11 protein-coding genes are annotated in these 15,561 nt (G+C 73.3%); 6 read left to right on the forward strand and 5 right to left on the reverse strand.

All coding sequences use genetic code 11. The features are described from left to right. Nucleotides 1-2 precede the first annotated feature (2 nt). The 4 genes from ACLJQE_RS20325 to ACLJQE_RS20340 all read left to right on the forward strand — a co-directional run bounded on the left by ACLJQE_RS20325 (nt 3) and on the right by ACLJQE_RS20340 (nt 6,908). The gene (locus ACLJQE_RS20325) at nt 3-1,136 is read left to right on the forward strand and encodes a hypothetical protein (protein ID WP_410640868.1); all 1,134 of its coding nucleotides are present in this window, start codon (nt 3-5) and stop codon (nt 1,134-1,136) included. A gap of 54 nt (nt 1,137-1,190) precedes the next feature. After that, nucleotides 1,191-2,645 carry an aldehyde dehydrogenase (NADP(+)) gene (locus ACLJQE_RS20330; RefSeq protein ID WP_410640869.1) on the forward strand — a complete coding sequence of 485 codons (1,455 nt, stop codon included), beginning with the start codon at nt 1,191-1,193 and terminating at the stop codon, nt 2,643-2,645. A gap of 327 nt (nt 2,646-2,972) precedes the next feature. Continuing rightward, on the forward strand, nt 2,973-5,369 hold the full coding sequence (locus ACLJQE_RS20335) for a polysaccharide lyase 8 family protein (RefSeq protein ID WP_410640870.1): 2,397 nt from the start codon (nt 2,973-2,975) through the stop codon (nt 5,367-5,369). A gap of 72 nt (nt 5,370-5,441) precedes the next feature. After that, a complete protein-coding gene (locus tag ACLJQE_RS20340) occupies nt 5,442-6,908 on the forward strand; it encodes a flavin-containing monooxygenase (RefSeq protein WP_410640871.1) in 1,467 nt (488 codons plus the stop codon). A gap of 33 nt (nt 6,909-6,941) precedes the next feature. Here ACLJQE_RS20340 and ACLJQE_RS20345 read toward each other — a convergent pair whose 3' ends face one another. The 5 genes from ACLJQE_RS20345 to ACLJQE_RS20365 form a co-directional block, all read right to left on the reverse strand. Then, nucleotides 6,942-8,111 (reverse strand): VWA domain-containing protein, encoded by a 1,170-nt coding sequence (locus ACLJQE_RS20345; protein ID WP_410640872.1) that lies wholly within the window; start codon nt 8,109-8,111, stop codon nt 6,942-6,944. Then, nucleotides 8,108-10,288: a DUF5682 family protein gene (locus tag ACLJQE_RS20350; RefSeq protein ID WP_410640873.1), complete on the reverse strand. Its 2,181-nt coding sequence runs from the start codon at nt 10,286-10,288 to the stop codon at nt 8,108-8,110. The genes ACLJQE_RS20345 and ACLJQE_RS20350 overlap by 4 nt, the downstream gene beginning before the upstream one ends. After that, nucleotides 10,285-11,370, reverse strand: coding sequence for an ATP-binding protein (locus tag ACLJQE_RS20355; RefSeq protein WP_410640874.1), 1,086 nt, complete (start codon nt 11,368-11,370; stop codon nt 10,285-10,287). Before ACLJQE_RS20355 ends, ACLJQE_RS20350 begins: the two co-directional genes overlap by 4 nt. Next, nucleotides 11,367-12,752, reverse strand: a complete 1,386-nt coding sequence (locus ACLJQE_RS20360) for a DUF5691 domain-containing protein (RefSeq protein WP_410640875.1) — start codon at nt 12,750-12,752, stop codon at nt 11,367-11,369. The genes ACLJQE_RS20355 and ACLJQE_RS20360 overlap by 4 nt, the downstream gene beginning before the upstream one ends. A gap of 109 nt (nt 12,753-12,861) precedes the next feature. Next, on the reverse strand, nt 12,862-14,169 hold the full coding sequence (locus ACLJQE_RS20365; protein ID WP_410641153.1) for an SWIM zinc finger family protein: 1,308 nt from the start codon (nt 14,167-14,169) through the stop codon (nt 12,862-12,864). Between the two features lie 147 nt (nt 14,170-14,316). Here ACLJQE_RS20365 and ACLJQE_RS20370 point away from each other — a divergent pair, with 147 nt between their 5' ends. After that, on the forward strand, nt 14,317-14,826 hold the full coding sequence (locus ACLJQE_RS20370) for a PadR family transcriptional regulator (RefSeq protein ID WP_410640876.1): 510 nt from the start codon (nt 14,317-14,319) through the stop codon (nt 14,824-14,826). After that, on the forward strand, nt 14,826-15,425 hold the full coding sequence (locus ACLJQE_RS20375; protein WP_410640877.1) for a GyrI-like domain-containing protein: 600 nt from the start codon (nt 14,826-14,828) through the stop codon (nt 15,423-15,425). Before ACLJQE_RS20370 ends, ACLJQE_RS20375 begins: the two co-directional genes overlap by 1 nt. The last annotated feature ends 136 nt before the right edge of the window (nt 15,426-15,561 follow it).

Raw genomic sequence — 15,561 nt, forward strand, 5'->3', positions numbered from 1 at the left:
CGGTGAAGGTGACGGGATACGCCTACCCCTGGGACGTCCTGGAGGACGAGTTCGCCGCGCGTGCCCGGGCACTGGGCGTCGACGAGGTGGCCGTGGCGCTGTCGTACCACAGCGCCCGCGCGGCGACGCCGTGGTCGCCGTCCCGGACGGCCGTCGTGGCGCGGCACGCGGCGTTCTACCGGCCGGTGCGCCCGGACGGGTGGGGTGCGCTGCGACCGTCCACTCCGGACTGGATGGCGCCGGAGGACGCCGGGGGCGACGCCGTCCGGCTGCTCAACGAAGCCGGGATCCCGGCCGCCGCCTGGATCGTCCTGACCCACAACTCCCAGCTCGGCTACGAGCACCCGGACGTCGTGGTCCGCAACTGCTTCGGCGAGGCCTACCCGTGGGCGCTGTGCCCTTCGCAGCCCGCCGTGCGCGAGTACGCGGCGAAGGTGACCGCGGAAGCCGTCGCGGGGCTCGAGCTGGCTTCGGTGATCCTCGAAGCCTGCGGCCCGCTCGGCGCGGTGCACCAGCACCAGCACGAGAAGACCGACGGCGTGTGGGCGCCCGCGGTGGCCCGGCTGCTGTCGATCTGCTGCTGCGACGCCTGTGCTTCTTCGTGGCAAGTCGATGCGGACGCCGTCCGGGCGCAGCTCGTCGAAGAGGTCCGGCGGCTGATCGCCACCGGCGACCTGGGCCTGACGGCCGATGACCTGCCGCCGGAGCTCACCCAGCTGCTGCTGCGCGTCCGGCAGCGGGCCACCGACGAGCTGCGGGCCGCGGTTTTGGCCACGCTGCCGCCGGGCATCCGGATCGTGCTGCATGGCGCGCTCGACCCGTGGGTCACCGGCGCGCTGCCCGGGCTGACCCCGTCGGCACCCGACGACGTCGACGCGGTCGTATTGTTCGGGTGGGCCCCCGCCACGGGTGCCGAGGCCGTCGCGGCGGCCCGGGACGCCCTGCCCGAACGCGTGGCGATCGGGAGTTACATCACGGCGGTCGCCGCCGCGCCGGTGCCCGACATCGCCGCCTACGTCGGCGAGCTGGCCAAGGCGGGCACCGCCGAGCTGCACCTGTACCACCTCGGCCTGGCCGGCCCGGGTCGCTGGGACGACCTGGAAGCGGCCACCGCCGCCGCCCACGAGACGCACTGAGCTATCCGGGGCCCGCCCCCGGACCCGGAAACCGATCGAGGAGCTGTTCCACCGATGAGCCAGGCCACCGATGCCGCCACGCTCGAAAAGATCCTGGCGGGAGCCGCCGACGCGGCCCGTCCCGCCGCCGAGGCGACCCCGGCCGAACGCGCCGGCTGGCTGACCGCCGTCGCCGACGCCCTCGACGCCGCCGCGGGCGAACTGGTCCCGCTGGCGCACGCCGAGACGCACCTGCCCGAGACACCGCGGCTGGCCGGCGAGCTGAAGCGCACGACGTTCCAGCTGCGCCTGTTCGCCGAGGTCCTCTCCGACGGCGAGTACCTCGGCGCCACCGTCGACCACGCCGACCCGGACTGGCCGATGGGCCCGCGTCCGGACATCCGCCGCGTCAAGACCGCGATCGGGCCGGTGCTGGTGTTCGCCGCGAGCAACTTCCCGTTCGCGTTCAGCGTCGCCGGCGGCGACACCGCGTCCGCGCTGGCCGCGGGCTGCCCGGTGGTCCTCAAGGCCCACCCCGGCCACCCGGAGCTGTCCGCGCGGACCGGCTCGATCGTGCGGGAGGCGCTGATCAAGGCGGGCGCCCCGGCCGCGCTGTTCAACGTGATCTTCGGCCAGGAGGAAGGCGTCACCGCGCTGAAGGACCCGCGGATCGCGGCGGCGTCCTTCACCGGCTCGATCCCCGGCGGACGGGCCCTGTTCGACATCGCGAACGCGCGGCCGCGGCCGATCCCGTTCTACGGCGAACTGGGCAGCGTCAACCCGGTCGTGGTCACCGAGGCCGCGGTCGCCGCGCGCGGGGAAGCCGTGGCCAAGGGCTACGCGGGATCGTTCACCCTCGGCGCCGGCCAGTTCTGCACCAAGCCGGGCCTGCTGTTCCTGCCGGAGGAGCACGGCCTGACCGATGCCCTGCGTTCGGCGCTGGACGGTGCCGCGGCGCAGCTGTTGCTCAACGACCGCATCGCCGGCGGCTACTCGGCGCAGCTTTCCAAGCTGCGCGAGGTCCCGGGCGTCGAGGTCGTCGCCGAGTCGCCGTCCGCCTCGCCCGCGTTCACGCCGACGCTGCTGGCCACCACCGGCAAGCAGTTCCTCGAGGGTGGCGCCGCCGTGCACGAGGAGTGCTTCGGGCCGGCGTCGCTGATCGTCACCTACGCCGACCAGGCCGAGCTGCTGCGCCTGCTCGACGTCGTCGAACCGGGGCTCACCGCCACGATCCACGGCGAAGAGTCCGATGTGGACTGGATCCGGCCGGTGCTGCCGCGGCTGGCCCGCATCGCCGGACGGCTGCTGTGGAACGACTGGCCCACCGGCGTGACGGTGAGCTGGGCCCAGCAGCACGGCGGCCCGTACCCGGCCACGACCGCCCCGGCGACGACATCGGTCGGCACCGCGGCGATCGAGCGGTTCCTGCGCCCGATCGCCTGGCAGGGCTTCCCGGACGCCCTGCTGCCCGAACCCCTGCAGGAGGCCAACCCCTGGCAACTGCCCCGCCGCACCGACGGCGCCCGCTGACCCGGCCGCCCCTGCCGCACTGACGCCGCGGGGGCGCCCCCCGGTTCCAGATTACCGCGCGGCACCGACAGTTTCCGGGCCGCCGACCCCGCACCACTGACCCCGCACCACGGACCCCGCACCACTGACCCGGCACCCCCCGAGCGCGCGGGGGCGCCCCCCGGTTCCACTCTATCGCTCGGCACCGACAGTTTCCGTGGCCGAGAGCCGTGGAAGTCACCTTCGGGGCATGCCTCGAAGGTGGCTCCCGGAAGACCAATCCGCCGCCGCACAACTGAATTCCGTTCCCTGCAAGCCAAAGTTGTCTTGATCATGGGAGGCATTGTCATGCCTGTGAACCGGAGAAATGTCCTGCGCGGTGGTGCCCTGGCGGCCGCTTCCACCGTGCTCCTGACCCGCCCGGCCTCCGGCGCGAGCGCCGCGGCGGCGGCGGCCAATCCCGCGGCCGATCCCGTTGCGAAGGCGGCGAGCCCGGTGCCCACCGCGACCGCGGCGATCGTCGCCGCGTACCGGCAGCTGCAGACCGGCATCAACCGGCCGTCGCCGGAACGCACCGAGGCGCTGGCCAACCTCGGCCGCGTCGCCAAAGCGTACGACGCAAGCCTGTCCGTCGCCGGGGGCGGGACTCCACTGTGGACGGATCTGCCGCTCGGCCCGGGCAGCGGCTACACGACGTCGATGTACGCGCGGCTGCGCGCGATCGCCGTCGACTGGGGCACGCCGGGCGGTGCGCTGGCCGGGGACCCGGTGGTGCTCGGCCGCATCGAGGCCGCGCTGGAACTGCTCCACGCCGCCCAGTACAACGAAAACGTCGGCGAGATCGGCAACTGGTACACCTACGAAATCGGCATTCCGTACTACCTGCTGCACACGCTGTCGGTGGTCGCCGACCAGCTCGCCGCGGAGCAGCTGGCCCGCTACCTGGCGCCGGTCAAGCGGTTCGCCGGCAACCCGAACCTGCGGGCGAACAACCCGTCGGTGATCGAAACCGGCGCCAACCGCGCGGACAAGGCGCTCATTTCGATCGTGTCGGGCGCGATGCTGGGTGACACGGCGTGGATCAAGACCGGCGTCGACGCGCTCACCGACGTCGCGGGCGGGGGCGCGGCGAGCGTCGTCGCGAAGCTGGATCGCGCGGCGGGGGACGGTTTCCACGTCGACGGCTCGTTCATCCAGCACGACACCATCCCGTACGCCGGGCACTACGGCATCGTGCTGCTGACGGCGCTCGCCGGCGTCATCCACGTCACGCACGGCACCGAGTACGCGCTCCCGCAGCCGCTGAAGGACAAGGTCTACGCGCTGGTAGAGGACAGCTTCGCGCCCTTCGTCTACGCGGGCGCGCTGATGGAGCCGGTGCGTGGCCGGATGCTGTCGCGCCAGGGCGAGACCGGCCACGACATCGGCCACCAGCTCACCGTCGCCACGTTGGTGCTGGCCCGGACGGCGTCGGGCAAGCCGAAGACCTGCCTGAACGCGCTGGCCGCGAAGTGGATCAAGGAAGGCGAGTACGCGCCGTTCCTGAAGATCCCGGACCCGGAGCGGTTCGCGCCCGGCCCGGACCTGGTGGCGACGCCGGGCATCGAGTTCGCGCAGGACCTGCTGGCGTCGGGGGCGCGCCCGGCGCGGGGCGAGGCAACGCACCGCGTCTTCGGTCAGCAGGACCGGCTGGTCCACGTCACCGACGGCTGGTCGGCTTCGCTCGGCGTCGGCTCGACCCGGATTTCGCGCTACGAGGCCATCAACGGCCAGAACCTCAAGGGCCACCACGTCGGCGACGGCGTGCTCTACACGTTCCTGCCCAACGCCAAGGGGCACTACACGGACGCCTACTGGCCGACGATCGACCCGCTGCTGCTGCCCGGCACGACCGAGCACGACGGCCCGGTCGACCCCGGGTTCGGCGGCGTGCCGGTGGGGCCCAACGCGCACACCGGCGGTGTCCGCTGGGACGCGCGGCACGGCGCCTGGGCGTTCGACTTCGAGAACTGGGACGGGTCGCTGGTCGCAAAGAAATCGTGGTTCTTCACCCCGGCCGGGATCGTCTGCCTCGGTGCCGGGATCACGGGCACGTCCTCTTACGCGGTGCGCACGACGATCGAGAACCGCAACCTCGGCGAGGGTGGCCGCGGGGTGCTCCTCTCGGACGGCCGGCGCGTGCCCGCCGATCTCGGTAAGGCGGCGGCTTTGCGTCACCCTCGCTGGGTCCACCTGGAGAAGGTCGGCGGGTACGTGCTCCTCGACGACGCTTCGGTGACGGCCCTGCGCGAAGACCGGACGGGGGCGTGGCGCGACATCGACACCGGCGCCAACACCAAGGGCACCACGACCCCGCACACCCGCCGGTACCAGAAGCTGATCCTGGAGCACGGAGTGAACCCGACGGACGCGAAGTACGCGTACGCGGTGCTGCCGGGCGCTTCGGTGATCGGCACGGTCGCGGCGTCGTGGGCGTGGCGGGTGCTGGCGAACACCCCGGTGGCGCAGGCGATCCGCGTGGCGGGCGGCACGGTGCTGGCGAACTTCTTCGCGGCGGGCTCGGTGGGCGAGCTGAGCGTGTCCGGACCGGCGTCGGTGGCGTTCGGGCGCTGCGGGGCCCGGACCCAGCTCGCCGTGTCGGATCCGACGCAGCTGCAGGACAGCGTCACGGTGACGGTGCGCGGCCGGTCCGTGGTGGTGCCGGTGAGGGGCACGTTCGGCGCGACGAAACTCGTCCTGGTGTAGGCGAGGCCTCCCCGCCGGACCGGTGCCCCGACCCGGTCCGGCGGGGGACCCACCTCGGTTAGGCTGCTGGTCATGACCGTTGCCGAGCACGTGGACGTCCTGATCGTGGGCGCCGGCCTGTCCGGGATCGGCGCGGCCTGCCGGCTGCAGGAGCGGTTGCCGGGCAAGACGTACGCGGTGCTGGAGGCACGCGACACCGTCGGCGGCACCTGGGACCTGTTCCGGTACCCGGGCATCCGGTCCGATTCGGACATGTTCACCCTCGGCTACCCGTTCCGGCCGTGGACGGACCCGAAGGCGATTGCCGACGGGCCGTCGATCCTGAGCTACATCCGCTCGACGGCCGAGGCCTTCGGGGTGACCGCACACATCCGCTTCGGGCACCGGGTCGTGCAGGCGTCGTGGTCGTCGCCGGCCGCGCGGTGGACGGTCTCGACCGCGCACGGCGCCACGTTCACCTGCCGGTTCCTGTACCTGTGCAGCGGTTACTACTCGTACGAGTCCGGGCACGTCGTCGACTTCCCCGGCCGCGCCGAGTTCGGCGGCGAGATCGTGCATCCGCAGCACTGGCCGGAATCGCTGGACTACACGGGCAAGCGGGTCGTGGTGATCGGCAGCGGGGCGACGGCGGTGACGCTGGTCCCGGCGCTCGCGTCGCGCGCTTCGCACGTGACGATGCTGCAGCGATCGCCGTCGTACATCGTGGCGCGGCCGGGCCGGGACGCGCTGGCCGACCGGCTCCGGAAGCTGCTGCCGGAGAAGCCGGCGCACCGGGTGGTCCGCGGCAAGAACGTGGTGCTGGGCACGCTGTACTTCCAGCTGCTGCGGCGGCTGCCGGGCCGGGCGGCGCAGGCGCTGCGCAAGCGCGTGGCGGCGCAGCTGCCGCCGTCGATCCCGGTCGACCCGCACTTCGTGCCGTCGTACGACCCGTGGGACCAGCGGTTGTGCCTGGTGCCGGACGCGGACCTGTTCCGGGCGTTGCGCTCGGGCCGGGCGGACATCGTGACGGACCGGATCACGCGGTTCACCTCGTCCGGCGTGGCGCTGGACTCCGGCCGCTCGCTGGCGGCCGACATCATCGTGACGGCGACGGGGCTCCGCCTGGTCGCGTTCGGCGGGATCGCGCTGACGGTCGACGGACGCGCGATCGAGCCGGGCGAGCAGCGGACGTACAAGGGCACGATGTTCGGCGGGGTGCCGAACCTCGCGTGGTGCGTGGGGTACACGAACAGCTCGTGGACGCTGCGGGCGGACCTGGCGTCGCAGTACGTGTGCCGCCTGCTCGCGTACCTGGACCGGCACGGGTTCGCGTTCTGCGTGCCGGACGAGGCCTCGGCCGCGGGCGCGGGCCGGTCGCGGCCCATCGTGGACCTGCAGTCGGGCTACATCAAACGGGCCGCCGCCGTCTTGCCGAAGCAAGGCGGGCGGCGGCCGTGGATGATGCGCCAGAACTACCTGCTGGATCTGGCGGACATGCGGTTGAGCCGGGTGAACGACGGAGTGCTGCACTTCGGCCGCGCGGCCGTGGCGCGCGGCTGAGGTCGCGGCGTGCGTCCCACGCCGAGGTGCGTGTCAGCCTTGGCGGGCCACCCACCCCTGGAGGTCGTCGCCGCGGATGGCCGCGGCCATCAGGTCCGGGAACTGGTCCGGGGTGCACGCGAAGGCCGGGATGCCCAGCTCGGCCAGTGCCGCCGCGTTCTCGTGGTCGTACGACGGTGCGCCCGAGTCCGACAACGCCAGCAGCGTCACCACCTGGACGCCCGAGCCGGCCAGCTCGGCGATCCGGCGCAGCAGTTCATCTTCGTCGCCGCCCTCGTAGAGGTCGCTGATCAGCACCAGCAGCGTCCGCTCCGGGCGCTCGACCAGGCCCTGGCAGTACGCGATCGCCCGGTTGATGTCCGTCCCGCCGCCCAGCTGGGTGCCGAACAGCACGTCGACCGGGTCGGCGAGGTGCTCGGTGAGGTCCGCGACCTCCGTGTCGAACGCGACGAACGACGTCTTCAGCGCCTGCATCGACGCCAGGACCGCGCCGAACAACCCCGAGTACACCACCGACTCCGCCATCGAGCCCGACTGGTCGACGGCCAGGATCACGTCCCGCTGCACCGCCTGCTGCCGCCTGCCGAAGCCGATCAGCTTCTCCGGGACGATCGTGCGCAGTTCGGGGGAGTAGTGCTTGAGGTTCGCGTGGATCGTGCGCGCCCAGTCGACGTCGCCGGGGCGCGGCCGGTGGGTCCGCGATGCCCTGTCCAGCGCGCCCCGGATCGCCGCGCGGGTGCGCTCGGCGAGCCGTTCCTCCAGCTCGGTGACGACCTTGCGGACGACCTCGCGCGCGGTCTCCTTGGTCTCCTCCGGCAGCACGCCGTTCAGCGACAGCAACGTGCCGACCAGGTGGACGTCCGGCTCGACCGCCGACAGGAGTTCCTTCTCCAGCAGCATCCGGGTGAGCCCGAGCCGGTCGACCGCGTCGCGCTGCATCACCTGCACGACGGTGCTGGGGAAGTAGCGCCGGATGTCGCCCAGCCAGCGCGCGACCCGCGGCGCCGACGCGCCCAGGTTCGCGCTGCGCGGCCCGCCCGTGGCTTCCTCGTCGGGCTTGTCGTAGAGGGCGGCGAGCACCGCGTCCACCCCACTGTCCTCTTCGGACAGCTGGGCGCCGTCGAGCCCGGACCCCGGCCCGGCGCCGTCCCCGCCCAGCACCAGCCGCCAGCGCCGCACCCGGTCGGTATCCGCACTAGTCATGCCCCCACCCCCAGCAGTGTCGCCAGGACCGGCAGCACGAGCCCGGCCCGGTCCTCGTCCAGTTCGTCGGCCACGAGCACGGCCCGCGCGGTGCCGGTGAGCCCGGCCGCGCGTTGCCCGATCGCCCGCTTCTCGGGCCCGCTGAAGGCACCGAAAGTCCGGCGCAGCAACGGAAGCACCTCGGTGAAGACGTCGGCGGGGATCGCCGCCAGCCACGCGTCGATCACCCGCAGAAGGCCTTCGTCGTGCACCAGCAGCAGAGCGCCGCCGTCGAAGAAGCCTTCGACGTACGCCGCGCCCGCCGACGGGACGACACCCGGCGTGAGGGCCCGGCCCAGCCGCAGTTCGATGTCGAGCGCGGTCAACAGCCCGGCGTCGTGCAGGATCCGGGTGAGCCGCCCGGCCAGCAGCGGAGGCAGCGACGGCCGCTCCGCCAGCCGGGCCAGCGCCGTCAGCCAGCGTTCCTTCGGCTCGTCGCCCAGCAGGGACGTCGCATCGTGCACCCCGTCGACCAGCTTCGCCAGCCGGGCCGCGGCGTCGTCGTCGATGCCGTGGGCGGCCGGCGGCAGGCCGGCGCAGATCCGGTCCAGCATCCGGTCGGCGACCGCCCGCAACGCCCCGGTGTCGGTGCCGCGGACGTTGCCGTACCGGGTCGCCCTGGCCAGCGCAGGCAGGGCCGACATCAGCCGGGCGACGTCCGCGTCCGCCGCCGCCCGGGCGTCGAGCGCCGCGAGCACTTCGGGCAGCGCCTCCGGCAGGTCGGCGAGCAGGCAGTCTTCGACGGCCGTGGTGACCTCGTCCAGCGGGGGCGTGCCTTCGACGGCGCCGCGGACCGCGGCGGTGGCCGCCGACGGCACGGTGGTGCCGTACACCGCGGCCGCGACCAGGTCGACCTCGAACGACGGTTCCCAGCACAACGCCCACGTCTCGCGGAACGTGCCCCGGTTGCGCCGCGCCGACGCTTCCCGGCTGCCCCACTCGATGCCGAGGATCCGCAGCCGGTGCAGCAGCTTCGAGCGGTCGATCCCGCCCGGCGTCCGCAGGTCGAGGTCGAGCTCCTTGACGACCGGGTCCTTCTTGAGCCGCAGGCGTTTCGCGGTCGCGGTCAGGTCCGCGGCCAGCGGCGGCTGCGGGACGCGGTCGGGCACCTCGCCGAGCCGTTCGCCGACCACCAGCCGCCGCGTGACGAGCTCGACCTGCACCTCGTCCCCGCCGCACAGCACGGACCGGGTGGCTTCGGTGACCTCCGCGAGCCCGGCCGACGACCGGCCCCGCAGCGTGGCCAGGGTCTCGGCGAGGCGGACCGCCTCGATGACGTGCGCGGTCGAGACGGGCAGGTCCTCCTCCCGCAGCACCGCGGCGACGCCGGCGAGCCAGCGCGCGGTGACGTCGCCGGAGGTGGTGAAGAGGTGGTGGTACCAGCCCGGCGACCGCACGCCCGCGCCGTAGCCGCTGGCCGTGGCGAGGCGGCCGTGCGTCCACGGCACCCAGGTGCACGCGACCTTCCGCTTCGGGAGTCCTTTGAGGACGGCCTGGTCGTGCGACGCCGGCGGCAGCGGATCGGCCAGCGCGGGCACGTGCCAGGCGCCGCAGACGACGGCGATGTTGTCGAAGCCGTCCTTGCGGGTGCGGCGCAGCACCGAGCGCATGTAGGCCTCACGGCGGGCTTCGTTGCCCCGCGCGGGTTCTTCGTCTTCGCGCACCGCGGTCATCGCGTCGGCGATCACTTCGAACGGGCTTTCGGTGTCCCGCCGCGACTCCACGACGTCGTCCCACCAGCGTTCCGGATCGTCGTACCCGCCGGCCGAGGCCAGCAGGGCCAGCGGATCGACCGGTGGTCCGGTGTGCTCGTCCGGGGGCGCGGCGAACGTGTGCGCGGCGGGGAGGTCGCAGAACCGCACCGGGACCCCGGCCTCGCGGGCGTAGACGAGCGCCTGCCATTCGGGGCTGAAGACGGCGAACGGCCAGAACGCGGCGCGCGAGACGTCGTCGGTCGCGTAGGCGAGGAGGGCGACCGGCGGTGCCATGGCCGGGTCTTCGGCGAGTTCGACCAGTGCGTCGGCTTCGGGTGGGCCTTCGATGAGGACGACGTCGGGCTGGAGTTCGGCGAGCCGCGTCGCCACGGCCCGGGCGGATCCCGGGCCGTGGTGGCGGATGCCGAGCAGGTGGGTGGTCAAGAGATCTCCTGGCCCGCCCGGTAGAAGTCGGCCCAGCCGTCGCGCTCGCGGACCACGGTCTCCAGGTATTCGATCCAGATCGCGCGGTCGGCCACCGGGTCCTTGACCACGGCGCCGTGGATGCCCGCCGCGACGTCGTGCGGGCGCAGCACGCCGTCGCCGAAGTGGGCGGCCAGTGCGAGCCCGCCGGTGAGCACGCTGATCGCCTCCGCGGTCGACAGCGTGCCGGACGGCGACTTCACCGCCGTGCGGCCGTCTTCGGTGCGGCCCGAGCGCAGCTCGCGGAACACCGTGACGACGCGGCGGATCTCGGCCAGTGCGGCGGCCTCCGCGGGCAGCTGCAGCGATGTGCCCAGCTCGGCGACCCGCCTGCTGACGATCTCGACCTCGGCTTCGGCGCTGTCCGGCAGCGGCAGCACGACGGTGTTGAACCGCCGCCGCAGTGCGCTCGACAGCTCGTTGACGCCCTTGTCGCGGTTGTTCGCCGTCGCGATCAGGTTGAAGCCCGGCCGGGCCTGCACCTCGCTGCCGAGTTCCGGGATCGGCAGCGTCTTCTCGGACAGGATGGTGATCAGCGAGTCCTGGACGTCGGCGGGGATGCGCGTCAGCTCCTCGAGCCGGGCGATCTTGCCGTCCCGCATCGCGTGCACCAGCGGGCTTTCGACCAGCGCGGCGGCGCTCGGGCCCTCGGCGATCAGCCGGGCGTAGTTCCAGCCGTAGCGGATCGACTCCTCGGACGTGCCCGCCGTGCCCTGCACCAGCAGTGTCGAGTCGCCGCTGATGGCGGCGGAGAGGTGCTCGGACACCCACGTCTTCGCCGTGCCGGGCACGCCGAGCAGCAGCAGCGCGCGATCGGTGGCCAGCGTGGCGACGGCAACCTCGACGAGCCGTCGCGGGCCGACGTACTTCGGGCTGATCACGGTCCCGTCCGGCAGGGTGCCGCCGAGCAGGTACTCGACGACGGCCCAGGGCGACAGGTTCCAGTTGGGCGGCTTGGCCCGATCGTCGGCGGCGGCCAGCGCGGCCAGCTCGGCGGCGTGGTCCTGTTCGGCGTGCGGCCGGAGGACGGTGGGGGCGGTCATGCGAGCTCCTCGTACATTTCGCGGCGGAAGTTCAGCGTTTCGGTGAGCGCCCGGCGCCACGGCCCGGCGTCCATGGTCAGGCGGGTGGTGGCCAGCGGGTGGCGCAGGCACTCCGGCGGGACCGCGCGGGCGATCACGACGGCGGCGTGCGAGACCAGGCGGTGGTCGTCCTGGCGGGCGATCCAGTCGAGCAGCGCGGTGCCGAGTGCCTTCGTCCACGGCCGGGGCAGTTCGTGCACCAGCCGGGCGAACGATTCGACGGGCAGCCTGCTCACCAGGTGCCCGACGGTGGCGGCCTGGCTCGCCGGGTTCAGCACGCCGAGCAGCGGCGGCGTGGTGCGCCCGCCCGGGTCGGCGCCGATCAGTGCCTGTGCCCAGGTTTCGTCGCGCTGCCGCAGGGCCGCGGTGGCCCAGGAGTCCCGCAGCACGGCGGCCGGGCAGCCTTCGACGGTCATCCGCACGACCTCGGCCGGCGGGCCGAACTCGGCCCAGAAGGAGAGCGGAGCGGCCGCGACGAGCGTGCGCAGCCGGACGGTGCCGTCGCCGCGTTCGCCGTGGGGCAGGGCGATGGTGAGCACCCGGTTCCGGCGGTGGACCAGTGGCCGCAGCCGTTCGGCCATGCCGCGTCCGTAGCGGGTGCCGGGCAGCCGTCCGAGCAGATCGGCGGCCTGTTCCCGGACGGCGGCGGCGCGGTCGCTGAGCGCGGCTTCGAGGAAGGCCTCGTCTTCGGCCCGGACGTGTCCGGCGAGCACGCCGAGGAAGTCGGCCCGGACATCGGCGGGCTCGCTCTTCCAGGACGTGGCGAGGGCTTCGCGGGCGGCATCCGGGTCTTCGGCGAGTTTGGCGGCGAACCAGCGGCGGCGCTGGGCGAGGCTGCCGTACTGCCAGACGTCCCCGGATTCTTCGGGCGGGGCGGCCAGGAAGGCCCAGTCGGGATTGCGCTGGCCGAGCCAGGCGCCGGTCGGCCCGGCGACGGCGGCCAGCGGTCCCCGCAGGGCGGCCTTGGTCCGGGCGGCCTCGGCGAGCAGCGGCAGGGTTTCGGGCGGGACGCGGTAGCCGGTGCCGGCGACGATGCCGAGCCATTCGAGCAGGAGGTCGGGATGGCTGGCGGCGAGCAGCCGGCCGAGCCGTTCCCGCGCGAGCGGCGGCACGAAGGGCCGCTCATCGGGAGCGGCTTCGGGGAGCGGCCGGACATCGCGCAGCGGCTGCCGCCCCGCTCGCCGGTAGCTGGTGAGCACGGCCGCGGCGGCGAGCAGCTGTTCGGCCGGATCGGCACGGCCGGCGACGAGCTCCTGCACGGCGGGCGGCTGGGCGGCCGGGTCCAGGGCGCGCCGCCGGGTGCCGAGGAGGGCGGTGCCGACGAGATCTTCCCAGGCTTTCACGGCTTCACCGCCTTTCGGACTGGATGCGTTCGGGTTCGAGGAGTGTGGAGTTGCCGGCGGTGTGGGCCGGCTGGGGCGGTGGTTCGCTCTTGTGGGCAGGTCTCAAGGTTCACAGCCGCACCGCCCGGCCCTCGTGCCAGCACGTCAGCGGCCTCAGCCCCGCCTGGCTCCATTCGCCCGCCACCGTCACCGGGCGGCCTGCCGACAGGGCCAGCAACGACCACGGGAAGGCGTACGGCACCAGCGGCATCGCGGTTCCGTCCTGTTCGGACAGACACCAGCCGCCAGGGTGCTCGGCCGGGGTGACGGCCGACAGCAGCACCGGCCAGCGCTCCAGCCACGGGTCCGCCGCCATCGCCTTGGCGTGGGCCGCCAGGGCTTCCGGGATCGAACCCCCTTCGGCGCTAGGGGCCGGAGCCGGAATCCCGCGCTCCGCCACCAAGGCCCGCATGGGCGCCGCGCCCGGGTAGAAGGCCAGCTCCGCCGCCAGGCGGTGGCCCGGTGGCAGCGACGCGTCGAGGGGACGGCCCGGCGGGGCGAACGACAGCACCAGCGCGTCCCGGCCCGTGCCGAGGCCGCGCAGCCACGTCCGGCGGGTGAGCAGGCGGTCGTTCTCCTCGTCCGCCGCGCCCGTGATCAGCCATTCGTCCGCGACGCGCTCGCCGCTTTCCAGCACCCGGGCCGTCTCCACGGAAAACCCGAGCCGCGTGCGGACTGTCTCCGCCAACGCGGGCGGCAGCGACTCCAGGCGCGTGGCCGCGTCCGCCAGCAGGTACAGCTGGGACAGTTCGGCCAGCAGCGCCTCCGGCCAGTCGCGGCGGCCGACGATCCCCGCCGCCCGGCGCAGGCCGCCCGCGAGGCCCGACGCCTGCGCGTCGACCATGCGCGCCGCGACCGTGCGCAGCTCTTCGCCGCCATTGCGCTCGAAGCCCGCGAAGCCGGCGCCGATCCGGTCGGTGAGCCAGACCTTCAGCTCCGCGACGCCGCCTTCGACGCGGGCCGCCCGGTCGGAAGCGCGCCGGGCGGCCGCCTCCTCGTCCTTCGGGCCCGCCGCTTCAGCGCGTTTTTCCGCCCGGCGGGCGCGGTCCGCGCGTTCGGCCAGCCAGGCGTGCACCCAGTCCGGCGCCGGTCCCGCGTCGACCCGGCCTGCCGCCCAGAGCAGCAGCAACCCCAGCGCGTGCTTGCACGGGAACTTCCGGCTGGGACAGGAACACCGGAACGCGGGCTCGGCGAGCTCGACACACGTCTGGTACGGCTTCTTGCCACTGCCCTGGCAGAAGCCCCACACGGCCTCTTCGGACGCGCCCGCGCCCGACCACTTCGCGGGCGTGGCGAGCGCCCGGCCCGCCTTCTCCGAAGCGGGATCCGGTGCCAGCCCGGCCACGCGTTCCGCGGTCCACGGCACCGCCGTCACCACCTGTCCCCCCACTGTGCTCCCTCGCTTTCCGGTTCTCGCTGAAGCATGCCAGCACCCACCGACATTTTTTGAGGGGCTCGGGTGGCGAAGCCCCAGATGTCACCGACAATCTCCGGAAGCCGAGTATTCTAGTGCTAGAGTACGGCGGTGCTGACCGACGCGGAACTGACGGTGCTCGGCTTGGTGGCCGAGCGGCCGAGGCACGGCTACGAGCTGGACGAGGTCGTCTCGGAACGCGGCATGCGCGACTGGACGGCGCTCGGGTTCAGCTCGATCTACTACGTCCTCGGCAAACTCCGCGACCGCGGCCTGGTCGCCGAGGTCGAGGGGGAACGCGTGCACCCCAAGGCCAAAAAGACGTTCACGGCCACCGAAGCGGGCCGCAAGGCGTGCGCGGCGGCCGCCGAAGCCGCCATCGCGGAGCTGCGCCCGGTGCACCAGCCGGTGCTCGTCGGCCTGGCGAACAGCCCGGCCATCCCACCCGAACGGCTCGCGGCCGCGCTGGCCCGGCGCGCGGAGGCGGTCGGGGAGCGGCTGGCCGAGGTCCGGCGGACCGCCGCGGCCCAGCGGTACGCCCCGCCGTTCGTCCGGGCGATCTTCGACTACTCCATTGCGCAACTCGAGGCGGAAGCCCGGTGGCTGGAAGGAATGACCTGATGCCGTACGACATCAAGAAGGACCTCAAGCAGCTCTACGCACCCAAGAACACCGAGTGGGCGCTGGTCGACGTCCCCGAGCAGCAGTTCCTCGCGATCGACGGCCGGGGCAACCCGAACACGGCGGAGAGCTACCAGAAGGCCGTCGAGGCGCTCTACGCCTTCGCCTACACGATCAAGATGGCGGCGAAGCAGCGCGGTGAGGACTTCGTGGTGGGGCCGCTGGAGGGCCTGTGGTGGGCCGAGGACTACACCGCGTTCACCGTGCGCGCCAAGGACTCCTGGCAGTGGACGATGCTCATCGCGCAGCCTTCGTGGATCGGGGAGGACGCCGTCGAGGACGCCAGGGAAACGGTGCGGCGCAAGAAGAAGCTCGACGCGCCGGTTCGGCTGGAGAAGCTGCACGAGGGCCGGTGCGCGCAGGCGCTCCACGCCGGGTCCTACGACGACGAAGGCCCGTTGCTGGCCCGCCTGCACGGCGAATACCTTGCGGAGCAAGGGCTGAAGCCGACCGGGTTGCACCACGAGGTGTACCTCGGCGACCCGAGGCGCGTCGAGCCCGCGAAGCTGCGGACGGTGCTGCGTCAGCCGGTCGGCTGAGCCGCCTGCTCGTTGGCCGGTCGCCAGCGCCCCAAGGTGGCCTTCGGTGCGTTGGACGCACCGAAGGCCACCTTGGGTGCGTTGAACGCAACCAAGGCCACATTGGGGCGCTTGGGCGGAGCCGGGGGAGCAGGGC

Origin of the sequence: Amycolatopsis sp. lyj-346 (genome assembly GCF_046548975.1) — a bacterium.
Taxonomy (GTDB): Bacteria; Actinomycetota; Actinomycetes; order Mycobacteriales; family Pseudonocardiaceae; genus Amycolatopsis.